The sequence below is a fragment of the Acinetobacter lwoffii genome, assembly GCF_015602705.1.
Taxonomy (GTDB): domain Bacteria; phylum Pseudomonadota; class Gammaproteobacteria; order Pseudomonadales; family Moraxellaceae; genus Acinetobacter; species Acinetobacter lwoffii_E.
Window position 1 is genome coordinate 157,159 of sequence record NZ_CP059081.1, and the last position, 27,000, is coordinate 184,158.

Here is a 27,000-nt window from a genome sequence, read left to right on the forward strand (position 1 = left end):
TTATAAAAGCCAATTATTTCAGCGAGATAATTGGCTTAAGTAAAGAGTCGTATTATTTGGTTATCCGCTGATCATCCCAATAACACGGTACTACAATCAAATTGTTTTCATGTAATCGTGACCATAATCGGATACCTAAATCTCGCTGCATATTTTGGACTGTGAAATTGGAAATCAGAAGGGTAGATTTCATGTTGTCATAACGACTATACAAAACCTTATGTACCATCTCCAGGCGTTTTTCATGCCGGTCATGCAGGCCATATTCATCAATCACTAATAAATCAAAACTGGAGAAATGGTCGATAACTTCTTTCTCAGAGCGTGAAGCATCTGACCAGGTGTCCATCATTTTTTGAGCAATTTCTGCACTGGTATAGTAACGCGCAGATTTTGTACTGTTATGCAGAATGTTGCGAATAATTGATGCACTCAGATGGGTTTTACCTGTACCCGGTGTACCAATCATCAACATATTTGGGTTGTGGTCAGAAATAATCTGCTGTGCAAAAGCCTGACATAGTTTGATGGCATTGTCTTGAGCAGGACATGCAACTACATAATTCTTGAAGCCACGGTCCAGGTAGCGTTTATTGAGCCCTGAGTTTTTGATTTTCTGTTGCAGCAACCGCTGTTGCAGCTCATCTGCATAGGCTGCATGTGAGTGATGGACGGTTTCTTTGGCACACAATTTACAGAGCCTGTGACCGGCGATTTCCATCAGGGGTATATGGTGGGTAGGGCAGAGTGTTTCTATTGTTTCTGCGCGAAACTGGAGCGTTTTAAGCATGGTATTCATGATTATTCTCCTAAATCCATTTGGAATTTTCTAAAAAATTCTCATTTTTTTCTTCAAAATTTGAAGATGAAGATGAAGATGAAGATGAAGATGAAGATGAAGATGAAGATGAAGATGAAGGGCATGGTTCAAGCATGACTTGAGTAATACTCGGGCTCTTCTCAGGAGCTGCTTGAGCATTTACTTTTCGTTGCTTAGTTGATGCTTGAGTATTACTTGCGGATTTATTCCAGCGTGCTTGAGCTGCATTTTTAGCTTTATCAGATTTCATTTGCTGATTTTGCAATGCCTGGCTTTTTAAACTGGTTAAAAAACTTGAATGAATCTGCTCAGACTCGACTTCAAACAATTCCAGAGCCATCAGCGTATTCAACAAAGTTTTAGCCTTGGTGTGCTGAGGTAATTTCGTGATGCTACATACAGTAGCTAGGTCATGAGGAATGGCACCATTTTTCCAGAAATCCATCATTAACAGCAGTGCCGCACCAATTTGTTCTGCCGTCATTCGTGCAAATTTTGCCTGTAGGTCGCCAATATAGAGTGGCATCCAAATTGAAATATCTTTATGCATGTGTTCACCTTTTTATAGGTATAGAGGGGCTAAGGTCATCGATTGGATGACCTTCTGTCTGTGTTTGTTTTATTAGTGAGCGAGACTCATTAAGCGGAGACGGGCCTGTTGGGCCAAGTCATCGTAATGGGCTTGCCCTTCATCCAACATTCGCTGTAACCAGAGTCTCAACGCCTGGTGATCATCGAAGCATTTATTGATTTCCAACAAAAAAGCTAGATTGTGAAGTTTGGGAATGTGTAGCTCATGGATTAATTCACGAGCGACCATATCTGCTTCAGGGCTGACGACCACACCACCAAAGAAAGCTTTACTATTCATGTGCAAGCTCCTCTGTATTTAGTTTTTCCAGCATGGCTTCAAATGCACTGCCATCGCGGCGCGTAACATTGGGGATGTAACGGCTATAGACTCGAAACAGCATTTCAGTCGTTGAATGTCCCAATTGACGTGCGATCCATTCCGGATTTTCTCCTGCTGACAGCCAAAGAGTTGCTGCTGTATGGCGTGTTTGATAGGCTCTTCTAGACTTCAATCCTAGAAAGCGCAAGATCGGATGCCAGACACGTTTATTCACCAGACGATAATCGAGAGGTCCACCATCACGATTGCAGAAAACAAACTCTGATTTACCATTATTTAAGCTTTTCTGTTGGAGAAAGGCTTGGTAAACGCGGTCATTCATCTGGATCGTGCGGTCAGAACCATAAGTTTTGGTTCCACCAAGCACACCATTCACTAACGCCTCTCTGATATGGATTTCACGACGCTGTAAGTCGATATTTTTCCATTGCAGACCATCGATTTCACTGGTACGCATACCCGTAAAAAAGCGAATGGTGTAATAGGGGCGGAAGTCTTCACGCACTGTGGTAAGAATTTTATGCACCTCTTCCAGAGAAAAAGGTGTGACTTCAATCTTGCTTTCCTTCAGATTGTTAATATTTTTATAAGGCGACTCAAACTCGTATCGTTCAGCCGCATCATTGAGTATCATACGTAAAGGCGTCATGATTTGATTGATCCTCGATGCTTTCAGACTTGTTTGATCTTTTCCGTGTGTCACTTTGGCGAGAGAGGCACGGAAGTTCAGCAAGTCTGACTTCTTGATTTTCGAGAGAACCTGATTACCAAAAGCAGGAATCAAATAGTTTTTGATCACAATTGAAACCTTTTGCTGATATGAGGTTCTCCATTCAACTTGTTTCTGCTTAAACCACAATTCAGTAAACTCTTTAAAAAGAGGAACTTTGGTCTGTACAGCAATTTGCTGACTTCTTTTTTCCTTAAATTCCTCAACACGGTTACTTTTTGGAAAGTACTTTTCGTATTCAAAAGTTCCCAAAGTAATTTCAGCTTCAAGCTGTTCGAGACGTTTTTTCAAAATGCGTCGGTTATAAGCATTGTCTTCAAGATTGGTTGTCTCTCTACAACGAATGCCCATGTAGCGAAAGTCGGCAATCAGTTTGCCACTTCGTTCCCGGATGGTAGCCATCAGTTAAACCTCCTAAGCCTTATTGCAAGGCATCCATGCTTAAACCGGTGAATTTAAGCATTTCAGTTTCAATGCGTTCCCAAACAAAAAGAATTTTTCGACCACCAAAAGGACGGATGTAGTGAACACCTTCAATAAAGACACTGTCCTTCAGTTGGTTGCGGATAGTACGAGCGTCGTACTGGATTTTTTCAGCCAGTTGCTGGGCTGTGAGATAGGTATATGACATAATAGAGCCTCATATTTTTTACTAGGTAACTAGGAAAAATTATTCCTAAGACATAAATTATCATATTTTTATGTTGTTGCAAGTACTTTTTATGATTTAACTAGGAGATTTTATGATTATCTCAAACTTGGCGGTTTTATTAGCAGAAAGGAAACTTAAGGTTGCTGATTTGGTGAGAAGTACTGGAATTAATAAATCTACTTTGCATAAACTTTATAATGATGAATCTGTACGGATTGATTTTGAAACCATTGATAAAATTTGTATTGCATTAGATGTAGAAGTGGGCGATTTATTGATTTTTAAGAAAATTGATAATAATCAAAATGATAATAGCTAGTTTGGTCACAAATGGTCACATCAAAAAGTGAAATGGTCACAAATCTTTGATCGTTTGGTAAAAAACACTTTGTTTGGAAGAGAACAGGGTGATTTTTTGCTTTCAAAAAGCTCTGAAAGTGGTGATCGATTGAGGACATTTAAGGTCAATTGAGGCCATTTTTATTGTCGTGGGCACGCCATGGTCACATCTTGGTCACAAAATACAAATTACATTAAGAATATTTTTTATTGAATCGAATAACAAAGGAAGAAGGTTTTTTAAAAAACATAATAAAATCAACATAAAAAAAGCCCCCATCTTTCGATGAGGGCTTTTTGAATCTGGAGCGGGAAAGGAGACTCGAACTCCCGACCCCAACCTTGGCAAGGTTATGCTCTACCAACTGAGCTATTCCCGCGGAGTCTATAAAGTTTTTTAAATGAAAAAACTAAATGAAAAAAATTTGAGCGGGAAAGGAGACTCGAACTCCCGACCCCAACCTTGGCAAGGTTATGCTCTACCAACTGAGCTATTCCCGCATGCCGTGTATAATACAGCATGCAAAAATGTGGTCAACACCTTTGTTAAAAATCTTGCATCAATTGCATAAAATAAAAGCAAAATGCTGTAGACTAGCCAATAAATAACCAATATTCATATAAAAATCAATGAAACTTGGCCACAATCAACGGATTGCACCTGTACAGATTACCGAAATACTCGACAGAACAAGGTATACTGAGACTATATTTTTGCAGATCGGAGTCAGGCCATGAGCTTAGAACAACAACTGAAAGACCGTTTGGCGCAATTATCCCCAACCTATTTGGAAGTGGTGAATGAATCTTCGGGTCATGGCGGTTATTTCCCGGGAAAAGAATCGCATTTTAAAACCGTGATTGTGAGTCAGGCTTTTGCCGGTTTACGTCCAGTCCAGCGTCATCAGAAAGTTTATGCTGCTGCAGGTGATCTGCTTTCAAAAGACAAAATTCATGCGCTGGCCATTCATGCATTTTTGCCTGAAGAATGGGCAGGTCAGGATACGACCAGTCCTGCTTGTGCACACGCACCTAAAAACTAAGAGGAAATGATGGAAACCCAACTTTTAGTCAAGATTATCCATATGTCGGTAGCAGGACTGGCGATTGTCGCCATTCTTGCCCGTGCCTTGACTTTGTTTATTGGTACACAAGGCAACCTACCGAATCCAAAGGCACGAATTGCGCTGGTGGCTTTACAGCATCTGGCCATTACGGTGATCGCGCTTACAGGTATTGTGTCATTGGTGATCAAGGATTTTGATGTGCAACCCTGGTTTTATGCCAAGGTTATTTTATTTTTTGTGCTGGTATCCTCTTTAGCTAAAGCCTATAAAAAAGATGATTCAATCTTGCTGGCACAACGCCGGGCTGGCTTAGTTATTGCTGTAGTTTCATTGGTGTCTATTCTGGCTTTGGTGATGATCAAGCCGAATTTTGGCTAAAAGCAGGCTAGCTGTGATGATCAGCACAGCCAGTCCATGCAAATAATTAGAAAATACAAATGTTGTAAAAGTAATTAAAAATGTGAGGAGGGGGACATGCGTACACGTGTGGTATTTAATCAAAAGGGTGGGGTAGGCAAGTCGAGTATTACTGTCAATCTGGCAGCGATCAGTGCACATCAGGGCTTAAAGACTTTATTGATTGACCTGGATCCGCAGGCCAATTCCAGCCAGTATGTGCTGGGCGATGATGCGACGTATTCCAGTGACAAACCGGCACTCGAACCAAATATAGAAAACTATTTTGAAGATGTACTCGGTAATCAGCAAAGCAAGGGCCTACTCGGCAATGCGATTGGCTCGATTTTAAAAAGTCGTAGCAAAGGCTTGGAAAGTTATGTGCATCAATCCTCTTTTAAACATCTGGATGTCATTCCGGCTAGTCCAACGCTGGGTGCATTGGCCCATGCACTGGAGTCCAAGCACAAGATCTACAAGTTAAGAGATGCCTTGCAACAACTGTCAGGACATTATGATCGGGTGTTTATTGATACACCGCCTGCATTCAATTTCTTTACGCTCTCTGCACTCATTGCGGCAAACCGCGTGCTGATTCCATTTGACTGTGATGTATTTTCTAAACGTGCCTTACAGACCCTGATTGAAAATGTCATTGAAACCCAGGATGACCATAATGAAGGTCTGGAAATTGAAGGGATTGTGGTGAACCAGTTTCAGGCACAGGCCAAATTGCCGCGTGAAGTGGTACAGCAGCTCAAAGATGAAGGCTTACCGGTGCTTGACAGTATGTTGCCGCCGTCGATCTTGATGAAAGAATCTCATCAGAAAAATCAGCCTTTGATTCATTTGGCTACTGATCATAAATTGACTCAGGCCTATCAATCGTTGTTCAATGAGATAGAGCAGAATTAAGATCGAGTTAGCTATGAAACTTGTGAAAATAAGCCTGAGTATTGCTGCACTTGCATTACTGAGTGCCTGTGCAACGCCGGTAAAACCGACTTATGTGTCGCCAACCCTGTATCAGACTTTGGGTTGTTCGCAACTACAGGGTGAATATAACCGTATTCAGCAGTATATCGACAATGGCGTTGAGCCAGCAAAACGTACTGGCGTTGGTGTGGGCGTAGGTCTTGGCGGTGGCTGGGGCAGTCGCGGTGGTTGGGGCATCGGCCCGAGTGTTTCAGTCAATATGGGACAATCATCCGATACCAAAAGAACCGAACTGGCACGGCTTTTAGGCGAGCAGGAAGCAATTGTACAGGCCGCGCGTTATAAGAACTGTCCGATCATCGTTCGGCAGGCAACGCCTAAATAAATCATTCAATATAAAACAGATAAATGCTGACTTCAGGTCGGCATTTTTTATTGCTTTAAACAAGAAAAGTATGGCTTAAATTAAGATAAAACTCACTGGAAATTGACCAGACTGTATAAAAATCTGAAATTTATAAGCTTGTTATCACACTCCCATATTGATTAAGCTACAACCTTGGCCCGGAAAAGTTCATTGCGATGATTGAAAATTGGTTATTTGTTTTAGGACTCATTGCTGTGCTGATGGTTCCAGGGCCTGCCAATGCCTTGGTGGCCAGTTCCGCTCATCAGCAGGGGCAGGCCAAAACCAGTCTCTATCTTCCTGCCATTTTGCTCGGCTATTTTTATGCCATTAATGTATGGGCCTTGTTGATTCATCTGGCGTCACCAATTTGGCCAAATTTTAAAGGCTTGGTCTATGTACTGAGTACCATCTGTGTGGGCTGGATGACCTTGCATTTATATAAGGCTCAGCAGTTAGAACGTTACAGCAAAAACCATCCGCAGATACGTCCCTGGCAAATGTTTACAACTACCCTAAAAAATCCTAAAGCAGCATTGTTGGCCTCCGGGATTTTACCGATGGAAACCTGGCAAAGCCCGACCAACTTCGTTCTGGTTTTTGCTGCCTTTAGCTTGAGTACCGTTCCGGTCGGGATTTTCTGGATGGTCTTTGGTCAGGCCATTTTGACCAGTCCATCTGAAAAAATAAAAGCCGGCCTCATTTATAAAGGCGCGGCTTTATTTGTCCTGCTTTGTCTGATCCCACTCCTAATCAAGCTCTGGGATTAAAAGCATAGGCTGTAAAAGAATCTTAATGTAAAAAGTTCTTAAGCTGTTTTACTTTTTTTGAGCTTTTGTTGAATAAAGCCAATCACACCTGGCAATACACTTAAAATAATGATGCCAAAAATTAGATAAGTGAAGTTGTCCTTAACGATCGGCATATTGCCAAACATATAGCCCAAAATGACAAATGAGCTAATCCAGGCGAATGCACCTACTACATTATAGGTCAGGAAATATTTGTAATTCATGCTGCCAGCACCGGCAACGAAGGGTGCAAAGGTACGGGCAAAAGGAACAAAACGCGCAAAAATAATGGTCTTACCACCATGTCTGGCAAAGAATTGCTGGGTCGCCAATAAGTGTTTTTTATTGATGAAGCGCGATTCGATCTCGAAAACCCGAGGACCAATATATTTACCAATATGATAATTCAGGGTGTCACCCAGAACTGCCGCAACAAACAAGAGTGGAATCAGCACCCATGGATCCATTGCACCAGTAGAGGCTGCCAGTGCACCTGCTGCAAATAGCAAGCTGTCGCCAGGCAGGAACGGCATGACCACCAGACCTGTTTCTACAAAGATAATCAGGAAAAGAATGGCATAAATCCAGATCCCGTAATTGGTGATAAATTCAAGCAAGTGATCATCAACATGCAAGATAAAATCAATCAGTTCCATGAGCCCAGTACAAGCAAAAGTGTGGTCAAATCCTAACAGCCCGGGGCATGAAAGTCAGTACCAGAAAGTAAAATAATTAACGCTCCATCCATCTTCAATTGAGCAAAAATTTCTCTTACATATTATCTTCAGATTTTTATAAAAACATGCTTAGTTGGATTAAATCTTGAGCTTAAAAATATAAAAATGACAGACCAAACAAGGCATCCGAAGGGACGCTTTGTTGTGCTAGAAATATAATGCAATCAACTAAATGTATACCTAATGCGAATTGTGTGCTTAATGCGCTGAAAAATGTTAGAATACGGCGCTTATCTTTCGTTTGCCTTTCATAGTTGTTCGTCATGACTACCAATACTCAAATTACTGAAGATCGTATCCTGATTCTGGATTTCGGTTCTCAATATAGTCAGCTCATCGCACGTCGTGTCCGTGAAGCTGGTGTATATTCTGAAATGTATGCCTATGATATGTCTGAAGAAGACATTCGTGCATTTAATCCAAACGGTATCATCTTGTCTGGTGGACCTGAGAGCGTTCACCTTGAAGGCAGCCCGCGTGCGCCGCAAGTGGTATTTGAGCTGGGTGTGCCGGTATTGGGTATTTGTTATGGCCTGCAAACCATGTGCGAACAGCTTGGCGGTAAAGTTGAGCCGGGTCATGTACATGAGTTTGGCTATGCAGAAGTAGATATTGTCGTACGTGACAAGCTGATCGGTAATTTACAGGACCGTGAAAACCAGTTGCATGTCTGGATGAGCCATGGCGATAAAGTTGCCCGTATTCCAGAAGGCTTCCAGATCACTGCACAGACGCCAAGCTGTCCAATTGCGATGGTTTCTGACGAAACTCGCCGTTTCTATGGTATTCAGTTCCATCCTGAAGTGACACATACTTCTAAAGGTGCAGAATTACTGTCGAACTTCGTGCATCAAATTTGTGGCTGTCGCGGTCTGTGGACGCCAGAACACATTATTGATCTACGTGTAGAACAGCTTCGCCAACAGATTGGTGATGAAAAAGTATTACTAGGACTTTCTGGTGGTGTGGATTCATCTGTAGTGGCAGCGCTGTTGCATAAAGCGATCGGTGATCAGCTGACCTGTGTATTTGTAGACAACGGTTTGCTTCGTTTGAACGAAGGCGATCAAGTGATGCAAATGTTTGCTGATAACATGGGTATCCGCGTGATTCGTGCTGATGCTGAAGAGCGTTTCTTGACTGCGCTTGCAGGTGAAGTTGATCCTGAAGCAAAACGTAAAATTATTGGCCGTGAATTTATTGCTGTCTTCGCTGAAGAAGCACGTAAATTAGATGGCGTAAAATTCCTTGCACAAGGTACGATTTATCCAGACGTGATTGAATCTGCTGCAAGCAAGCAGGGTAAGGCGCATGTGATTAAATCACACCATAATGTGGGTGGTTTACCAGCAGATCTAGCGTTTGAACTGGTTGAACCATTACGTGACTTATTTAAAGATGAAGTACGTAAATTGGGTACGACTTTAGGCTTGCCACACAGCATGATCTACCGTCATCCATTCCCGGGCCCAGGTCTTGGTGTGCGTATCCTGGGTGAAGTGAAAAAAGAATATGCAGACATTTTACGTCTTGCGGATGACATTTTCATGCAGGAACTGCGTGCCAGCGGCTGGTATGACAAGACTGCTCAAGCATTTGCAGTATTCCAGCCAGTAAAATCGGTGGGTGTAGTCGGTGATGGCCGTCGTTATGCATGGGTGATTGCACTGCGTGCGGTAGAAACCGTGGACTTTATGACGGCTCGTTTCGCGCATCTTCCTTATGATTTAGTCGATAAGATCTCGACCCGTATCATGAATGAAATTGCTGAAGTTTCTCGTGTTGTGTATGACGTATCGTCTAAACCACCAGCAACAATTGAATGGGAGTAAAATCGGGATTTCTAAAAGCGATAGCTTTTAGCCGATTTTACGCCAAGAGCTATGCTCGCGGCAGTGAGGGATTTCACGAAGCACTGCTGTCCGCCTAAATTACGCCAAGCGCTATGCGCGCGGCAGTATCTGATTTATCAGATATAACCTAATAAAAAAGAGCGCTTCGGCGCTCTTTTTATGCTTTTCGGAAAAGATGCTTATGCCGGTTTAACCTGCCAGTTTTGCAGCTCCCCAGCTAAACTTTGCTCCAGATCTGGATCATAAGCTTCAACCCGATTGCGTCCATTGGCTTTAGCCTGATATAAGGCAATATCGGCTTGCTTAATTAGGGTCATCAAATCCGTTTCACAGCTTTCCAGAATGGCAGCACCAATCGAAATGCTAAAACTGAAACGATGTTGGCTGTCCAGATCGATCACAATATTTTCAATTTTATGCCTTAAACGCTCGGCAACTTTTAGCGCTTCATCCAGAGAGGTTTCAGGTAAAAATGCAATAAATTCCTCACCGCCATAGCGTGCCAAAATATCATGCTGCCGCATTTCGCTGTGTGTATTTAGAGCAATCGTCTGTAAGACCTGATCTCCGATATCATGACCATAACGATCATTAATCTGCTTAAAATGATCGACATCAAAGACCAGTAAACTCATAGGCACCGGTTGATCAAAATTCTGTTGTACCAGTTGTTGCGCGAGATATTCAAAACAGCGACGGTTATTCAGGCCAGTGAGTGAGTCGGTGTGAGCCATATTTTCAAAGGCCTGCCGATTATATTCATTCAGGGTATGCTGCAAAAATACCATGCGTGATTTTAAGGTCGAGCTCCAGCTAATATATAGACTGAAGGTCAATACTGGCAGATAAATCAGGGAAAATAAAAACATCTGGTACAGGTCAGATCGAGTATTGAAATATACACCGATGTAAATCATCAAAGTAATCAGACTCGAAGTAATCAAAGACGGCCAGAACCGGATCTGCACACATAAATTGGCCAACACAATAAAAACCAAGGAGGCATATTGATAAATGAGGGTATAAGCACTTTCAGACTGATTTAGATTAAAAAACCAGATGGCACTTGCGCCAATAATTGAGGTAGGTAAGAGTAAGTCAAACACAGGTAAATTGCGGTAAGAGTGATACATCCAGATCGTGATCAGTACGATCAGAATGGTATAGCTAATTTTGGTCAAAATGAGCAAATTGAGAATATCATGCAGCACCAGAATATCGGCGAGGGTATAAGAGGCATATGCCAGCTGTGCGAATAAATTGACCTGTAATAGGTATTTTAAAGTGAGCTTCTTTTGATGGGCATAGTAGGCCGGTTTTAGAGGCGCAGGAATACGAACAAGCGGATCTTGAAGAGCCTCCTGAATCAGGGTACGTGATTCTTTTTCGTTATCATGCGGCATGCAGCCTTCCCAAATTAAAATATATAAAAATGAATAAGATGAAATTTATATATAGTTGTATAAAAAATATTCTATTCTTTTGTTGGATATTTTAAAAGTGGAAGAATCAAATTTATTTTATAAAATGAAATCCCCGATTAGTGCATTCTAAGGATGATCCTAGCTTATAGAACAGACTAATGATCCAGCTTTAATTCGCCGTTGACTGGGCTGGTTGAGTGTCTGGCTTAAATACATTCCAGGGATTTTCTGTCGCAGGCTTGGGCTTATTCAGCATATCTGGATGATAGACCTCAATCCGGTTTCGGCCAGACTTCTTGGCCTGATACAAGGCAATATCGGCTTGTTTAATCAGGTCTTCCAGGGGTTGGGTATGGGATTCCAGTTCTGCTACACCGATCGAAATGGTGAACCGGATGGCATGATTGGGTTCGACATAAATGTACTGCTTTTGAATTGCACAACGAATTCGTTCTGCAATCACCCAGCTGTCTTGCAGCTGAGTATCTTCTAGGAGGGCGATAAATTCCTCCCCACCAAAACGTGCCAGTACATCGCTATGCCGCATTTCTTTACGGGTCACTTCAGCAATCAGTTGTAGCACCCGATCACCGACATCATGCCCATAGCTATCATTAATATTTTTAAAATGATCCACATCAAACATCAACAGGCAGCTACTGGCATGTTTGGGCCATTGATGAATAGAGCGTTCAGCCATATCGACAAAATGGCGACGGTTGTAGAGCTGGGTCAAATCATCGGTATGTGCCAGATTCTTTAAAGTTTGATAGTTCCATTCATCAAGCAGGGAGCGCAGAAAAGAACGCCGCACATTCAGAATATTATTCCAGTTAATATAAATGCTAAAAAACCACAGTGGACTAAAGACCACACTAAAAATAAAGGCTTGAGAGGCACTCATGAACTGGGTCACCCCAAGCATGATAAACAGCGCAATCAAGATGGAGCAATAGACTGCGACTTTAAACTGGGTCTGCACACAGAGATTGGCGATAAGAATAAAGATCGCAGAGGCATAAATATAGGTGGCAACATGGGGACTGGTTGAAAGCGCGAGTAAGCTAATCCAGGCCGCTGCAGCTACAGTGGTGCCTATCGGCAAGATTCTGTCCAAAATCTGAATATTTTTATATTTTTTAAACAGGTAATAACAGCAAAACATCGCCCCCAGAACCAGAACGACGCGCATCAGACCAGAAATAAAAAACATGTCTGGAATAATCAGGATATCGGCAAAGAAATACAGTAAAAAGGCAATTTGCGCCAGATAGTTAATTTGACGCAAGTTATGATGACTATGCGTATAGACATAATCATGAAAATACTGCTGAAACAGGGCAGGGATACGGGCATGAGGATCTGTCAGCGCCTGTTCAATCAGCTGACGGTTTTGCAGATCACATTCAGATAATTTCAGTGATTTATCGGTCGTCGAATTTTGAAAAGATACATTCGCCGTTGAATATATATTCTCATTCTGAGCAGACATGTCCTGGTCCAGTATTATTTTTATAGGTGCCTATTATGCCGTGTTTGAGTAAAAAATAACCTCCCAAAAATTGGGTATCCGGGAAGTTTTTAAAGCTAAAACGTAACAAAATTTGTGTTTTATAAAATTGAAAGTGATTGAAATACATGAATAATCATCTTATTCATTGGGGTCTTTAGTTGTTGTGGATTCGTTTCACGTGAAACATAAATGACATTCCTGATCTTCAGTTTATTTAAACTCCTAACGTCATGTACCTAAATCATGATTGACTTGTTAAAACTCAAGTTTGGGGCTTTGAATATAAATCTCATCAGCTTTTCAGAATTTAAATTGATGGGACTAGTGAGGCGTTTTATACGTATCTAAATATTTCCAGGGATAGATTTTGCCCATAGACCCTGTACATTGTCCTGAACAGAGAGGCATCTTGAATCGGTCAAATACATGTCTCACCCACTCAAAAAGTAGAATGAAAATGCCGAGGTAAGCTCAGCCATGTCGAATAATAGTGATATTGAACTGTCGAATTCTGATGATTGCGAAAAGTATGTGAATCAGTTTATTCAGGAGTTTCCTTTACGTCGCGCGGAAATCGGACAGGGCACCGTGATTAAACGTGCCTTGCCAAGCAGACATAAGCGCATGATAGGTGCCTGGTGTTTTCTGGATCATGCGGGTCCGGCCATTTTCCCGCAAGGAGATGGTCTGGATATCGGCCCTCATCCACACATTGGTCTGCAGACCTTTACTTGGATGATCGAAGGCAGCATGATGCACAATGACAGTCTGGGAAATCAGCAGTTGATTCGTCCCAAGCAGGTCAATCTGATGACCTCGGGCTATGGTATCTCACATACTGAAGTTTCTCCGGAAAGTGAGACCCATATGCATGCAGCACAGTTGTGGATTGCCTTGCCGGACGACAAGATCAATATGGCACCAGGTTTTGAACATTATCCTGAATTGCCGGTCGTCAATGAGCAAGGCATTGAATTTACCGTGCTGGTCGGAGAATATTTAAAAACGAGATCACCGGTTAAAGTACATAGCGAACTACTCGGAGTAGACCTGTATGCAGCTCAAAGTACTAGTGCGCGCTTGCCTCTGAATCCGAAATTTGAATATGGCTTTATGGTGCTTGAGGGGACGGCCAGTATAAATGGGCATGAACTAAATGAAGATAATATGCTGATCCTGGAGCCCGGCTTACAGCAGGTCAATGCTGAAGTTCATGCCGGGAGCCGGCTGCTATTGATTGGTGGGGAGCCATTTGAAAGCCCGATTTTACTGTGGTGGAATTTGGTCGGGCGCACGACAGAGGAACTTAAAATTGCGCGGGAACAATGGATTGAAGGTCATGAACGTTTTGGTTCCATTCCTGCCTATGATGGGCCTCGTTTAGAAGCCCCTGCATTTCCAGACCAGATGCGTGCTTCCCGATAAATGCTAAAAATGATGGGAATATGGAGCGCTGTCTGAATTGAACTCAAATAGTGAATCTGCAACATAGGATACATATCATTACAGTCATCAAAAAATGAGCTAGAGTCTGCTGCTTTTTGCTATGCTCAGTGAGCAAGAACAATAAAATCATGAGTCTAATATGCGTGTTTTACATCATCTCGAACAATCACGATCATTTCGTATCCTGTGGGCCATGGAAGAATTAGGACTGGATTACGAGGTTAAATACTATAAACGTCAGCCCAACCTTTCTGCGCCACCGGCCTTGAAACAGATCCATCCGTTGGGCAAGGCGCCGATTCTGGTCGATCAGTCTCAGGTACTGGCAGAATCTGCGGCGATCCTGGAATATTTGCAGGAAACGTATGATGAAAAGCAGCAGTTTCGCCCAGAAGATATTGCCGACAAGGCCCAGTACCGTTACTGGATGCATTATGCGGAAGGCTCGTTAATGCCGCTGCTGGTGATGGAACTGGTAATGACCACAGTGCCTAAACATACGCCTTTGCTGATTCGACCTGTGGCCAAGAAAATCTGTGATGGGGTGAAAAAGCAATTTGTACAGAGCCGTTTAAAAGATCATATCCAGTTTCTGGAAAGCTATTTGAGTGAGCATGATTATTTTGCCGGGCATTTCAGTTTTGCCGATATTCAGATGAGTTTTCCTTTGGAGGCCATGCAGAGCCGGACGGGTCAAAGCTATCCAGCGATTCAAGCCTATCTTAAACGGGTGTCGCAACGTGCTGCCTATGCGCGTGCACTGTCCAAAGAAAAACAGATCAGCTCTTAAACGCTTAAAAGAAAAGGTGCCGATGGTACCTTTTTTGATTTTGTGAGATTAGTCCGGAAAGCTGAGACGTTCTTTGGGGAAAACTACCTTAAACGTGGAACCTTGGTTTTCCTTGGACTCAATTTCCAGATGTGCCTGATGCTGCATGAGTACATGTTTAACAATTGCCAATCCCAAACCGGTACCGCCAGTACGACGGCTGCGGTCTGAATCGATCCGGTAAAAACGCTCGGTCAGACGTGGCAGATGCTTGGGATCAATACCGATGCCGTTATCTTGCACCACAAAATAGGCCGATTCACCGTCATCATGCCAGCCGATGGTGATGGTGCCGCCTTTAGGCGTATACTTGATGGCATTGGTAATCAGGTTGCTAAAGGCGCTGGCCAGTTCCATATCTGAACCGATCAGATCGCAATGACTGTCAATGTCCAGATTCAGGGTATGACCATAATCAATATTATAGGCCTGGGCATCATCGAATAGCTGGTTCATCAGACTTGGCATTTCAATGATCTGGTTTTTGGCAATATTTTTATCATTTTCCAGACGTGACAGCAGCAGCAGGTCGTTGACCAGGGCATTCATGCGTCGGGTTTGCGACTGCATCTGATCAAAAGCGCGTTTCCAGCGTGGATTGATATCTTCCTGATCGGTAAAGGTTTCAATATAGCCACTGAGCACGGTCAAAGGAGTGCGTAGTTCATGTGAAATATTATCGACAAAATCCTTTCGCATCTGTTCCAGATTGTGCATCCGGGTCACATCATAAGCGACCAGTACCCGACTTTCTCCGCCAAAACGGGTCATTTTGACCTGAACATAATGGTCTTCAAACAGCGAAGAACGCATTTTCAGGCCGTCCGGGGATTCATCAATATGGTAATAGTATTCGATAAAGCTTGGTTGGCGTAACAAGGTCAGGATATTACGGCGACGGTCATCACTGGAGATTCCGAGCAGACGTTCGGCTGCCGGATTCCACCATTCAATCTGCTGGTTTTCATCAAGTAGTACCACGGCTTCTTGCAAGGCCACCAGCGAAGATTGTGCACGATCAATCAATTCGACCATTTCCGCCTGAACAATCCGTTCCTGACGTTGGGCGCGGTAAACATTGAAAAGCAGTGCACCCCAAATTCCGCCAATATTAGGCGGAACATCATAGGGGCGATTGGAAATCCATTCATTGACCAGATATAAGGAACGCATTTGGGTCGCAAAGAACGCCACGAAAGCAATTACGATACAAACCCAGAAATACCCAATCCCAAAACCGATAAAGCTGGCGATAATGAGGAAAAAAGCCAGTAAGCGTAAATCCTGCTTCGCAAAATCCCATAAACTGCTGTAACGGATTCTTTTGTGTTCGCGTGCCAGTTCGGGGACAGGGTAGGGTTCATACATAAAACAAGATTTACCTTAAAAGATATTAACCTAAAGCGACATCTGAACGGGTCGAGAAACGATAGCCCGTTCCGCGAACGGTCTGTACAAAACGGTCTACACCATAAGGTTCCAGCACTTTACGCAGGCGACGGATATGCACATCGATAGTCCGGTCTTCAATATAGACGTTACCGCCCCACACCTGATCCAGCAATTGCGCACGGGTATAGGCACGTTCCGGATGGGTCATGAAGAATGCCAGCAAACGATATTCAGTCGGCCCCATTTCCAGAATATTATTGCCAAAATTCACCCGCTGGCTGACCGGATCCAGAATCAGTCCATTGGCATCAATGGTTTTTTCACCGCTCAGGGCATTGGCGCGGCGCAGTACTGCCTTAATCCGCGAGACCAGTTCCCGGGTCGAGAATGGCTTGGTCATGTAGTCATCGGCACCGGCATCCAGACCTTGTACCTTGTGGTCTTCTTCACCGCGCGCTGTGAGCATAATCACCGGAATTTCTGACAGGCTTTCATCACGTTTCAGACGACGACACAGGTCCACACCGCTGACGCCACCTGGCATCATCCAGTCCAGCAAAATCAGTGCCGGACGCTGATCCACAATCATCTGATGCGCCTGCTTGGCATCTTCTGCCTGCAAGCACTGAAAACCGGCCATATCCAGAGAGGTATGGATCATTTCCCGAATCGGGAGCTCGTCATCGACGATTAATATGTAGTCATCTTTCACAACGCAATACCCTATTTCATGTAAACGGTGAACCGTTTTATATTTATGACAGGCTTATTACAAAGACTAATTATGACAGTATCATTGCAGAAAGGGAAAAACTGCTGATATTCGCAAAGATTTGTGACAAATATAATGCAGAAACTTGTTAAAAAATCATAAATTAATTTTACTCATTTCCGTAGTACAGCATAAATCTTCAACTCACTGGTAAATGCAGGAAAGCCGATTAAGCACAGGATTTAACAGCTATTTTTTCTCGGAAAATGACTCGAGCAGCGCCAAAAAAACCACACTGCACGACGATAAAACTTCCTCAAGCGAATGCTTAAAACCACTCATCACCCAACGAATGGCAATTTGGGTGACATAGCCATTTAAACCGGTCGACACCAATGAAATTTCCTGCTCGCTGCGATTTAACTGCGGCATCATCAACATGACAAAGGCATGAATCATGCGGTCAAAACGTGACATGGTTTCATGAATAGTGGCCTGATTATGCAGCTCCTGTACCAGCATGGCATCGATATAAATGATCCGTGCCATGCGCGGATTGTCACGCAGGGTAGTGAGTAGAGCAGTAAGACCGGCTTCGATCATTTTTTTCGGATCGGTCGAGGCCTGCATCATGGCGTGCATCACATTCTGTTGCAGTTCATCAATCAGTTTCAAAAAAATGGTCTGAAACAGATGCTCGCTTTTCTTGAAAGATTCATAAAAATAACGTTCAGTCAGTTTGGCTTCATTGCAGATATCTTTGACGGTAACTGAAAAAAAACCATAACTGCCATAGGCTTCAATTCCGGCTTCGATCAGCTTCTCACGACGTGCCTGCTGCCGTTCAGCCATCGACAGGCCTTTAAACTGACGTTCCTTGGTTTTGGAGGGTCGTAATTTTGCTGCTGAGTCGATTGAATCGGTCATAAGGCCTGTGTGCTCATCTGCATGAAGATTTTGAATATCTTAGCAATAAATCACGCTTAGACCTATATAGAAATACTCCCCTGAAATTTGGCCTCTAAGGACATGGGATAATTATTGACAATCTATATTGTCAAAACTATATTGAGGATCTGTGCTAGCTCCTGAAACAACAGAACAAGATCCTGCTGTCATGGAATGGCAGTTCTTTACATAAGGAAATTGAATGAAAAATTTTAAAAATAAAGTCGCTGCGATTACCGGGGCCGGTTCAGGTATTGGCCAGCAACTGGCAGTATTACTGGCCCAGCAGGGTTGTCATCTGGCGCTGAGTGATATCAATGAACAGGGTCTGGCGCAAACCGTGGAATTACTCCAAGGGACTGATGTTCGTCTCACCATTCAAAAAGTGAACGTGGCTGAACTGGAACAAGTGCGTAACTGGGCGGCACAGGTCGAACAAGATCATGGCAGTGTCAATATGATCTTTAACAATGCTGGTGTCGCGCTGGGTTCAACCGTTGAAGGGGCATCTTATGAAGAACTGGAATGGATTGTCGGAATCAATTTCTGGGGTGTAGTTTACGGAACCAAAGAATTCTTACCTTTGATCAAGAAAACCGGCGATGGTCATATCATCAATATTTCCAGCCTGTTTGGTCTGACTGCACAACCGACCCAGTCTGCCTATAATGCAACCAAGTTTGCGGTACGTGGTTTTACTGAATCCCTGCGTCAGGAACTGGATCTGGAAAATTGTGGCGTGAGTGCACTGTGTGTGCATCCGGGGGGTATCCGTACCAACATTGCCAATGCCGCAAAAATGAATAACAGCCTGCTCACTTTAGGTATGAATCCGGAAAAATCAGCCCGTAATTTTAATAAATTATTGCGTTGTCCACCTGCAGAAGCTGCACGTCAAATTCTGGAGGCGGTACAAAAAGACAAGCGCCGTCTGCTGATCGGCAATGATGCCAAAGCGATTGACCTGATTCAGCGGATCTTACCAACCGGTTATCAGCATGTCACTGCACTGGCGACCCAGTTTGGCAAAAAGAAGAAAAAGTCTGCTTAAGAAATTGTAAAACAGACCCGCGAAAGCGGGTTTTTTTATCGCTGTGATAGGGGCTAATTTTTTGCAAATGAGAGTATTAACTCCTGTAATGCTTTAGGCACGTAAAAAAACCTGCATCTAAATCAACGCTTCAACCGTTTTTTTCTTCCAGACCAACTGGTAATACAGTCCCTGCAAAATACACAGGCTGACAAAGGCCAACGCGTAGGCATACCAGATACCTTCCAGACCCCACCACCGGCTAAACAGATAAGCGGCGGGAACTTCAATACAGAGAATGGCAAAAATATTAATCAGCATTGGCATGGTCACCGTTCCACTTGAACGCATGATCGAAGCAAAAATGGCACTGGCACCAAAGAACAGAATCGACCACAGCACAATAAACAGCAGTTGTTGTCCCAGTACTACAACCTTAGGATCGGTAATAAACAGCGCCATCAGATATTTGGAGAACAGGTAGGCCAGAATCACCAGACCGCCGGTAAACAGGATATTCATACTCAGCGCAGTCCGGGTCACTTTATTGAGCAGATCCGATTTACCTGCGCCAATCGCTTGCGCACCAAATACAGATGCGGCAATTGCAATCGACAAAGCCGGAAATTGAATATAATTTAAGACCTGATTGACTGCACCATAGGCCGCTGTTGCTTCTGCGCCATAGCGGTTGACCAGTCCGACAATTACCAGTCCGGCAACTGAAGTCGTGACCATTTGCACACCAGTAGGAACCCCCAGTTTCAAGATCATTCTGCTCAACTGTGGTTGATGACGAATATTTTTTAATAAGGCCCAGTCCAGCTTGAGCGGATGTTGCCTATAGTTCAAATACAGGATTAAAAACAACAGAACCGCCAGATTTCCCAGAATGGTGGCAATCGCCGGTGAGATAATGCCCATTTTAGGAAAGCCAAAATAACCGGCAATCAGGACCGGTGTCACCACCAAACCGACCCCAATGGTAAGTGCGGAAGCAAACAGGGGCGTGGTACTATCCCCAACGCCACGCAAGATGGAAGTATAAATAATATAGATAAAAATTAAGGGACTACCCGCCAGCATCCATTGTACATAGGGCAAGGACAAATGCATTACATCAGGATCTGTGCCAAGGGCCAAAAGAATATTCTCAGCAAAAATTACCCCGAAAAGCGCAATCAAGCTGCCGCCAATCAAGGTCATAAATAAAGTTGAACCGACCACACAGCGCACTTTTTCTATATTTTTTCCACCCCAAGCCTGTCCAATCAGTACGGTAGAACCGGCAGACAAACCAATCACAAAGGCCATCAGACAAAACAGGATCGGGAAAAAAACGGCAACAGCAGCAATCGCATTCACTCCGAGCATTTGTCCCACAAAAACCGTATTGATCGTGCCGGAGAGACTTTGCAGGATATTGGTCGCAATTAATGGCAATAGAAAAACCAGAAAGGCTTTCCATAAATTCTGTTGATGAATCAGTGAGTGCTGTGCCATGCGACATCCTGTGATTGAATTATCATCTATTTATTGATGCAGCTATTATTCGGCAGAATATAAAAAAAAGCCTTAGCTTTTAAGTAACTAAGGCATTTATTTTATGAGATTTTTAGTTAAAAAATGAGTTAAATCTTTGAAAGAATTTGACCTGCCTGGATCAAGGTTTGTTCTTTTTTTGCAAAGCAGAACCTGAGCAGACGTAAATCTGCAGGGGGGTGTTGGTAGAACGCGGAGACTGGAATCGCGACAATCCCATGTTGTTCTGCCAGAAAATGGCACATGGAAAAATCATCGAGCTCAGGCCGAATCTCTGAATAATCTAAGTTCTGAAAATAAGTCCCTTGAGAAGGTGTCCATTTAAAGCGTGATGTTTTAATGGATGAGTTAAATAAATCCCGTTTATTTTGATAAAAAGAGGACAGTTCAGGTATATGCTCAGGATGCAGTTGCATATATTCCGCCAAGGCAACCTGAACGGGTGTCACACCGCAGAAGCTGGCAAACTGATAAATCTGTCTGAACATTTTCATCAGTGCCGGTGCAGCAATACAAAATCCGGTTTTCCAGCCAGTGACATGGAAGGTTTTACCAAAAGAGCCAATTACGAAGCTACGCTCGCGAAGTTCTGGAAATGACCAGGCCGAATAGTGCTGAACGCCGTCAAAAACCAGATGTTCATAGACTTCATCGGACAGCACCACAATATTGCGCTCGCGAATCAGTTCGATCAGTTGCTGCCAGTCTGCCTTGGACCAGACACTCCCACTCGGATTATGTGGAGTATTCACGATAATCATGCGGGTACGGTCATTAATGGCATCTTTGACCTGATTCCAGTCCACAGAAAAATCAGGATGCTGCAAAGCAATATGCACTGGCTTTGCCCCGACCAGTTGTACCGCAGGTCCATAACTGTCATAGCTCGGGTCGAAAATAATCACTTCTTCCCCGGCACGCACCGTGGCTTGAATGGCACAAAAAATCGCAATTGTCGCCCCAGGGGTAATCGTGATTTCCTCGACAGGATCAATAATCAGTTGATCACGCTGCTGATAGAGATCTGCCATCAGACTTCGCAAGACTGGCAGACCATCTCCCGGTGTGTACTGGTTAAATCCATTCTGGCTGGCCCGGTTTAAAGCTTCAATCAAGGCAGGAGGCGCTGCAAAGTCTGGAAATCCTTGAGAAAGATTCAAGGCTCCGAGTTTTTGTGCCAAGGCCGACATGGTACTAAAAATGGTCACGCCCAAATCAGGTAATTTAGAAGGGAGTTTCAGCATGTCTTTGGCCTTGAAGAATGAGATCTGAATGAGTGTAACAGCAAGTTCCGTATAGGATAATCAGAAAAATAGGGCATATTGGGCAATATTTTTAATTAAGATGTACCACATGCGATTTAAGATTTTTAATTGAAGAGTCATAAATTAAAGGCCTAATTATGTGAAATGCATCGTGAACTGGACGAAATGGATAACTTTTCCTAAAATTTGCCGCACAATAATAAAGCTTAAAATTATAACTATAAAATGCCAAAACCTATCCATATGCTGCTGGAGCAGCTCGGGCTTAAGCGACAGCATCGTGCGCTACATTTACAGTTTTCACATCCCCCTATAAATCATCAGGTTTTGATTCAGCGGATTGAGGGTCAGCATCAGATCAATCAAGGTCTGCAGGCTGAACTGATCTGTCTTTCCACTCATGCTCATATTGCCTTGAAACAGTTTATCGGCTGTCGGGTGGCCATTGATCAGGTCACAGACCGGGGTGAACTTTTCCGGACTACGGGCATTATTACTGCAGCCAGTCAAGGGCAGAATGATGGAGCTTTGACCTTGTATAAATTGACGCTAAATGATCCGACTGCACTCTGGCAGAAGCGCCGTAACAGTCGGGTTTTTATGAATAAGACGGTGCGCGAGATCAGTGAAATCCTGTTCAGTGAATGGCAAAACAGAAGTGTATTATTCGCGGCCAGTCTTAGCCTGGATTTGACAGGACTCAGCCGGGACTATGATGTCCGACCTTTTGTAATGCAGTCGAATGAATCGGATTATGATTTTCTGACCCGTTTATGGCGTAGCGAAGGAATTAACTGGCTGATTGATGAAAGGCAATTAACTGTGCCTGTATCAGCCAGCGAGATTCAAGATCAGCTTTTAAAACTGGTCGATCATTCCCAATATTTTTCAGCTTTAAAACGCCGCTCCATCCGGTTTCATCGCAGTCATGCCACCGAACAGCTCGACACGCTGAACAGTCTGATTGCGGTACGTCAGCTCAATCCGAATAGTACCCAGACCCAGCGTTGGCATGCCCAGCAACTTGCCCAGGATCAAAGCCACCCTTTGTTCAGTAATCATCATCAAAGTGATATTCACGCAAATGCCACTCTTCAGCTTGAAGATGCATGGAACATCAGTCCGGCCTGGACCGGCGACTTAAATCATGAGGATCAGGTGACAGCATCTGGTATAGCGCAACTGGATCGACTCAATCGGCAGCTCAGTGACTATCATGCTTTACAGTCCAAATATTTTAAAGCCAGTAGCAGCGTAAGAGATGCTCAGGTCGGATACTGGTTTGAACTGCAACAGCATCCTGAAATTGATCAGCATCCTACTCATGAACGTGAATTTCTGATTTTAGCTAAGCGGTTTTATAACCAGAACAATTTACCCAAAGATATTTTATCACAGCTGGACAGTTTGCTTGAGAAGAGTGGTTGGCAGATGACACAGGAGGAACGACAAGCCAATGAACTACATATCGTGCGCCGTGAAATCCCGGTCGTACCTGAGTATCAGCCTTTTATTCATCGGCCTGTTGCATATCCGCAACGGGCTCGAGTGGTCGGACCTGAGGGTGAAACGATTCATGTCGATGCATGGGGACGGGTAAAAGTTCGTTTTCTGTTTACCCGGAGCGAGGATCATCAGCATGATGGCGGTGCAGGCAGCAATGACAATGATAGCGATTCTGCCTGGGTAGATGTTTTGACCCCTTGGGCGGGTGAAGGTTATGGCATCAGGTTGCATCCACGAATTGGAGAAATTGTGGTGATTGATTTCTTTGAAGGTGATATCGACCGGCCCTTTGTGGTGGGGCGGATTCATGAAGCAGAACGCCGTCCGGCCATGTTTGATGCGAAGGGAGAACTTCCTGCGACCAAAAAGCTCAGTGGCATCCGTTCTCAGGAGGTCGATGGGGATGGCTTTAACCAGCTGCGTTTCGATGATACCCCTGAACAGATTAGTGCGCAGCTGCAAAGTAGTCATGCAGCCAGTCAGCTCAATCTGGGAAATCTAAGCCATCCTAAAGAAAGTGAAAGCAGCGAAGGTCGAGGTGAAGGTTTTGAACTAAGGACAGACCAGTGGGGTGCCCTACGAGCAGGAAACGGCTTGCTGATTTCCACTTATCGACAAGATTCAGCAGCAGGCAATCACCTAGAGGCTGACCCAGCCAAAGAACAGCTTGAATCGAATCTCAATCATAGTAAAGCCTTGAGTGATATTGCAGAAAAACAGCAGGCTGATCCATTGGAATTTTTTGATAGTTTAAAACAGTTTCTGAATCAGATTGAAGCTGAAGACCGGGGCAAAGCTACTGCATTTAAACAGGCGGTGATGCTGTTAACCGCACCCCAATCGATTGCACTGAGCACAAAGGAAAATATCCATTTATCCGCTGATCAGCAAATCAATCAGAGTGCGGGGGACAATATTCATTTTTCCACACAGAAATCTTTAGTTGCTCATGCACAGGACCGGATCAGTTTGTTCGCTGCTCAAGAAGGCGTAAGTGTCTATGCAGCTCAAGGCAAAATTGAAATACAAGCCCAAGATGATGCAATTGAAGCGATTGCCCGCAAGGTAATCAAGCTTATTTCGACTGAAGACAAGATCGAAATCACCAGTCCGAAGGAGATCGTACTGACCGCTGGAGGGTCTCAAATTAAGATCAATGGCGGTGGAGTAATGGTCACAACTGGTGGAAAATTTGAGTGTAAGGCAGGGCAGCATAATTTTATGGGAGGGGCTAAAGTCTCTTATGAAATACCTCAGCTTCTGAATAATGCTTTATATAGCAATAGGCTAGATATATATGATCTATTTTGGCAGTCCGATTTCAGTTCAATAAATTATAAAGCTTTTATTCCTGATACTAATTCGTATATTTCAGGTCAGCTTGATACGCATGGTCGTACTGGAAAAATTACTACAGCTGATCCCTCTAAAGTAGAAATTTTGGTAGGGCTCAATGATGAATGGGGATTAAGTGTCCAAGGTTATGATGTTGATGACCTGATTGAGCAGAATAATAAATAGGATATAAAAATGACAAATAAGTCTTTAGCAACCATACAAATTCTAGATTTGTTAGGCAATCCAATTCCTAAAGTTCAATATGAAGTCAAAAATAGTAAGACAGGTCAACATGTAGTAAAGGGTTCTACCAATTCCAAGGGGTGCCTTTATGAAATTCAAAGAGACAAAGGAACGGTTTTAGACATATATGTCAAAAGCCTTTTGGGTGGAGGTATGAAAAAAGTTCAGACCTTCATAATGGCGAAAGACCGTATGCTGGTTACGGTTATAAGTCCTAAAATTCTCTTGGATTTAAAAACAGTAGAAAATAATGGAAATAAAGGAAGTTATAAACGTAAAACACATAAGGTTAAAAAAGGTGAAACTTTATCATCTATTGCACAACAGTATCACACCACAATCCGAGTGCTCGAAAGGCTGAATGGGATAAAAGATGTCAATAAAATCAGCATAGGACAAGTAATTAAACTTCCAATTAATATGCCTGCTACAGGAAATAATACAAGTATTGATAGAAAGCCAAACCCTCAAAAAAATGCTTCTCAAAATAATAAGTCTCAATCATCAGAGAAAAGTAAAAAAGAGACTAAACAGGCTGATAAAGGAATTGTGAATACAGTTGAAGAGTATGAGAAGAAAGCATTAGAGCAGCTTAATGAATGGTATGAAGAAGGTAAGAAAGCTTTATCGGATGCAATAAAAATTGATATGAAAGAGGATCGCAGTCAGGATGGCGGAACACCGAAAACTGATACTTCCAATTTATGTAAAACTAATCCTCAATGTATATCTCAAGGCAAAAGTGAACTTATTAGAGAGGTTAATATCAGGCTAGCAGGCTTTGGTGGCGCATTACCTACAGATGAATTTACTCCTTTAACAGCGGAATGTATAAAACAATTTCAACGGGATTATATGGGGGTTCCTGAAACTGGAAAAATATGCGGAAGTTTTTTAGCAGCTTTAGATAAGTTCCGTGATGAATATGGAATTGCTAAATTTATAGATTCTTTTAAATGTTCATGCGGTAAGTGTAGTGGATTTGGAATGAGACGGATCGGTACGTTTACATTCGAAAACTATCAGAAAACCTCAGGAAAATATGTAAAAGTTCAAAAAACTCTTAAGGAATCAGAAGGGATGCATCGAAGCCTTGTGTGGGGGTTAAAAGCAATGATGTTCTACTTTGATAAGAAAAGTAATCCTCAAGGATATAAAATATCTAAAATATCATCAGGTTATCGTTGTATAGATAATAACTTAAAAAAGAGAAGAGCTACAACTAATCATATGGGTACAGCTATAGATATAGTTATCTATAATAAAAATAGTCAAGTAGTTAGTCTAGATGAATTGGAAAATACAGTCAGAAAAGAATGGTTTTGCACATATTTAAACGCAACGATGGGGTGGTCGAATAATAGATTTGGATTAGAGCGCTTATCTCATGGAGCAACTACTTGGGTTCATTTAGACGTAAGAGAGTTTTCAGATGAATTTAAAATCGATAAGTTATTTTCCAAGACTGCAAATGGTTTAAATGGTGATTATCTAGTTAATTTGTTTAGAAGAGACGGTAAGGCTAGTACAATTTTAGGATGCACTGGACTTGCGGCTGCGCCTATGAACAGCCCAGCTTTAAAGGACAGTTCTTTAGAAGAATTGATCAAGCAACTAGGTTCTGCAATTTCACATGGTGAAGGGAATTACGAATCATACAATACAGGAACTATTAAAAATAAAGTGATACATTCCTTTTTGTATCCAGCAAAAGGTACAGTCACTAATAAAACAATTAATCAAATTATTGAAAGTTATACTTTGTCTCCTAGAGATACTTCTAGAATGTTTGCGGTGGGTAAATATCAGATAACTCCAGATCCTATGAGAGAGGCAAAATTAAAACTTAAACTAAGCGGAAATGAGAAATTTGATGAAAATCTACAAGAAAGAATTTTTCGAGATTACCTGATTCCTTCGAAAAGGCCTAAACTAGGAAATTTTGTTCTTAAAGGGATTGGAAATACGGAAGATGCTCAATATGAAGCAGCAAAAGAATGGGCATCCATCGCTACTCCAAAAGGCTATCAAATTAGCCAAAACTGTGGTGGTCATGTTTCAGATGGCACTAAATCTTTTTATGAAAGTACTGCTAATCATGCTAATAAAAAATCAACAGAAATAGTTAAAGAAATTTTAGAAAAAATTAATAAATATCATAAACAATAGTAG

At 42.8% G+C, this 27,000-nt stretch carries 25 protein-coding genes and 2 tRNA genes; 12 read left to right on the forward strand and 15 right to left on the reverse strand.

What is annotated here, in order from left to right; all coding sequences use genetic code 11:
• Positions 1 to 52 precede the first annotated feature (52 nt).
• The 5 genes from H0S56_RS00650 to H0S56_RS00670 all read right to left on the reverse strand — a co-directional run bounded on the left by H0S56_RS00650 (position 53) and on the right by H0S56_RS00670 (position 3,094).
• Positions 53 to 799, reverse strand: a complete 747-nt coding sequence (locus H0S56_RS00650) for an ATP-binding protein (protein WP_195725430.1) — start codon at positions 797 to 799, stop codon at positions 53 to 55.
• 10 nt (positions 800 to 809) lie between these two features.
• A complete protein-coding gene (locus H0S56_RS00655; RefSeq protein WP_195725431.1) occupies positions 810 to 1,370 on the reverse strand; it encodes a DUF1376 domain-containing protein in 561 nt (186 codons plus the stop codon).
• Positions 1,371 to 1,442: 72 nt separating this feature from the next.
• A complete protein-coding gene (locus tag H0S56_RS00660) occupies positions 1,443 to 1,691 on the reverse strand; it encodes a hypothetical protein (protein WP_004895356.1) in 249 nt (82 codons plus the stop codon).
• Positions 1,684 to 2,865 carry a site-specific integrase gene (locus H0S56_RS00665; protein WP_005094618.1) on the reverse strand — a complete coding sequence of 394 codons (1,182 nt, stop codon included), beginning with the start codon at positions 2,863 to 2,865 and terminating at the stop codon, positions 1,684 to 1,686. The genes H0S56_RS00660 and H0S56_RS00665 overlap by 8 nt, the downstream gene beginning before the upstream one ends.
• Before the next feature lie 19 nt (positions 2,866 to 2,884).
• Positions 2,885 to 3,094 carry a hypothetical protein gene (locus tag H0S56_RS00670; protein WP_000122748.1) on the reverse strand — a complete coding sequence of 70 codons (210 nt, stop codon included), beginning with the start codon at positions 3,092 to 3,094 and terminating at the stop codon, positions 2,885 to 2,887.
• 112 nt (positions 3,095 to 3,206) lie between these two features.
• On the opposite strand from H0S56_RS00670, the gene H0S56_RS00675 reads away from it, so the two are divergent.
• Complete coding sequence (locus tag H0S56_RS00675; protein WP_005094613.1) at positions 3,207 to 3,434, forward strand: helix-turn-helix domain-containing protein; 228 nt, start codon at positions 3,207 to 3,209, stop codon at positions 3,432 to 3,434.
• 324 nt (positions 3,435 to 3,758) lie between these two features.
• On the opposite strand, the gene H0S56_RS00680 is transcribed toward H0S56_RS00675, so the two are convergent.
• Together H0S56_RS00680 and H0S56_RS00685 are read right to left on the reverse strand one after the other, a co-directional pair.
• Positions 3,759 to 3,834: transfer RNA gene (locus tag H0S56_RS00680), tRNA-Gly, on the reverse strand.
• 48 nt (positions 3,835 to 3,882) lie between these two features.
• A tRNA-Gly gene (locus H0S56_RS00685) sits at positions 3,883 to 3,955 on the reverse strand.
• Between the two features lie 233 nt (positions 3,956 to 4,188).
• On the opposite strand from H0S56_RS00685, the gene H0S56_RS00690 reads away from it, so the two are divergent.
• The 5 genes from H0S56_RS00690 to H0S56_RS00710 all read left to right on the forward strand — a co-directional run bounded on the left by H0S56_RS00690 (position 4,189) and on the right by H0S56_RS00710 (position 7,029).
• Positions 4,189 to 4,497, forward strand: coding sequence for a BolA family protein (locus H0S56_RS00690; protein WP_004644834.1), 309 nt, complete (start codon positions 4,189 to 4,191; stop codon positions 4,495 to 4,497).
• Positions 4,498 to 4,506: 9 nt separating this feature from the next.
• A complete protein-coding gene (locus tag H0S56_RS00695; RefSeq protein ID WP_195726022.1) occupies positions 4,507 to 4,899 on the forward strand; it encodes a SirB2 family protein in 393 nt (130 codons plus the stop codon).
• A 96-nt stretch (positions 4,900 to 4,995) separates the two neighbouring features.
• Positions 4,996 to 5,832: a ParA family protein gene (locus H0S56_RS00700; RefSeq protein ID WP_004280959.1), complete on the forward strand. Its 837-nt coding sequence runs from the start codon at positions 4,996 to 4,998 to the stop codon at positions 5,830 to 5,832.
• A gap of 13 nt (positions 5,833 to 5,845) precedes the next feature.
• Positions 5,846 to 6,238, forward strand: a complete 393-nt coding sequence (locus tag H0S56_RS00705; protein ID WP_195725432.1) for a hypothetical protein — start codon at positions 5,846 to 5,848, stop codon at positions 6,236 to 6,238.
• A gap of 197 nt (positions 6,239 to 6,435) precedes the next feature.
• Positions 6,436 to 7,029, forward strand: a complete 594-nt coding sequence (locus H0S56_RS00710) for a threonine transporter RhtB (RefSeq protein ID WP_174894084.1) — start codon at positions 6,436 to 6,438, stop codon at positions 7,027 to 7,029.
• Between the two features lie 38 nt (positions 7,030 to 7,067).
• Here the strand turns inward: H0S56_RS00710 and H0S56_RS00715 are convergent, their stop codons facing one another.
• The gene (locus tag H0S56_RS00715) at positions 7,068 to 7,706 is read right to left on the reverse strand and encodes a DedA family protein (protein WP_004644839.1); all 639 of its coding nucleotides are present in this window, start codon (positions 7,704 to 7,706) and stop codon (positions 7,068 to 7,070) included.
• Positions 7,707 to 8,050: 344 nt separating this feature from the next.
• Between H0S56_RS00715 and guaA the strand changes: the two genes are divergently transcribed.
• A complete protein-coding gene (gene guaA / locus H0S56_RS00720; protein WP_004280963.1) occupies positions 8,051 to 9,619 on the forward strand; it encodes a glutamine-hydrolyzing GMP synthase in 1,569 nt (522 codons plus the stop codon).
• A gap of 200 nt (positions 9,620 to 9,819) precedes the next feature.
• Here guaA and H0S56_RS00725 read toward each other — a convergent pair whose 3' ends face one another.
• Positions 9,820 to 11,043 (reverse strand): GGDEF domain-containing protein, encoded by a 1,224-nt coding sequence (locus tag H0S56_RS00725; RefSeq protein ID WP_191112473.1) that lies wholly within the window; start codon positions 11,041 to 11,043, stop codon positions 9,820 to 9,822.
• A gap of 190 nt (positions 11,044 to 11,233) precedes the next feature.
• Positions 11,234 to 12,556 carry a GGDEF domain-containing protein gene (locus tag H0S56_RS00730; protein WP_195725433.1) on the reverse strand — a complete coding sequence of 441 codons (1,323 nt, stop codon included), beginning with the start codon at positions 12,554 to 12,556 and terminating at the stop codon, positions 11,234 to 11,236.
• 498 nt (positions 12,557 to 13,054) lie between these two features.
• On the opposite strand from H0S56_RS00730, the gene H0S56_RS00735 reads away from it, so the two are divergent.
• The gene (locus H0S56_RS00735; protein WP_195725434.1) at positions 13,055 to 14,002 is read left to right on the forward strand and encodes a pirin family protein; all 948 of its coding nucleotides are present in this window, start codon (positions 13,055 to 13,057) and stop codon (positions 14,000 to 14,002) included.
• A gap of 160 nt (positions 14,003 to 14,162) precedes the next feature.
• A complete protein-coding gene (locus H0S56_RS00740) occupies positions 14,163 to 14,813 on the forward strand; it encodes a glutathione S-transferase family protein (protein ID WP_195725435.1) in 651 nt (216 codons plus the stop codon).
• A gap of 48 nt (positions 14,814 to 14,861) precedes the next feature.
• Here the strand turns inward: H0S56_RS00740 and phoR are convergent, their stop codons facing one another.
• The 3 genes from phoR to H0S56_RS00755 form a co-directional block, all read right to left on the reverse strand.
• A complete protein-coding gene (gene phoR, locus H0S56_RS00745; protein WP_195725436.1) occupies positions 14,862 to 16,220 on the reverse strand; it encodes a phosphate regulon sensor histidine kinase PhoR in 1,359 nt (452 codons plus the stop codon).
• A gap of 25 nt (positions 16,221 to 16,245) precedes the next feature.
• Positions 16,246 to 16,956 carry a phosphate regulon transcriptional regulator PhoB gene (gene phoB / locus H0S56_RS00750; RefSeq protein ID WP_004280972.1) on the reverse strand — a complete coding sequence of 237 codons (711 nt, stop codon included), beginning with the start codon at positions 16,954 to 16,956 and terminating at the stop codon, positions 16,246 to 16,248.
• Positions 16,957 to 17,205: 249 nt separating this feature from the next.
• Complete coding sequence (locus H0S56_RS00755; protein WP_195725437.1) at positions 17,206 to 17,883, reverse strand: TetR/AcrR family transcriptional regulator; 678 nt, start codon at positions 17,881 to 17,883, stop codon at positions 17,206 to 17,208.
• A gap of 223 nt (positions 17,884 to 18,106) precedes the next feature.
• On the opposite strand from H0S56_RS00755, the gene H0S56_RS00760 reads away from it, so the two are divergent.
• On the forward strand, positions 18,107 to 18,955 hold the full coding sequence (locus H0S56_RS00760; protein ID WP_114542018.1) for an SDR family NAD(P)-dependent oxidoreductase: 849 nt from the start codon (positions 18,107 to 18,109) through the stop codon (positions 18,953 to 18,955).
• A 117-nt stretch (positions 18,956 to 19,072) separates the two neighbouring features.
• On the opposite strand, the gene H0S56_RS00765 is transcribed toward H0S56_RS00760, so the two are convergent.
• Together H0S56_RS00765 and H0S56_RS00770 are read right to left on the reverse strand one after the other, a co-directional pair.
• The gene (locus H0S56_RS00765) at positions 19,073 to 20,437 is read right to left on the reverse strand and encodes an MATE family efflux transporter (RefSeq protein ID WP_005108395.1); all 1,365 of its coding nucleotides are present in this window, start codon (positions 20,435 to 20,437) and stop codon (positions 19,073 to 19,075) included.
• 128 nt (positions 20,438 to 20,565) lie between these two features.
• Entirely contained in the window at positions 20,566 to 21,720 is a 1,155-nt protein-coding gene (locus tag H0S56_RS00770) for a methionine aminotransferase (protein ID WP_195725438.1), read from the reverse strand.
• 246 nt (positions 21,721 to 21,966) lie between these two features.
• On the opposite strand from H0S56_RS00770, the gene H0S56_RS00775 reads away from it, so the two are divergent.
• Positions 21,967 to 24,768 (forward strand): type VI secretion system Vgr family protein, encoded by a 2,802-nt coding sequence (locus H0S56_RS00775; RefSeq protein ID WP_195725439.1) that lies wholly within the window; start codon positions 21,967 to 21,969, stop codon positions 24,766 to 24,768.
• Positions 24,769 to 24,777: 9 nt separating this feature from the next.
• Positions 24,778 to 26,997: a LysM peptidoglycan-binding domain-containing protein gene (locus H0S56_RS00780; RefSeq protein ID WP_195725440.1), complete on the forward strand. Its 2,220-nt coding sequence runs from the start codon at positions 24,778 to 24,780 to the stop codon at positions 26,995 to 26,997.
• Positions 26,998 to 27,000: the final 3 nt, after the last annotated feature.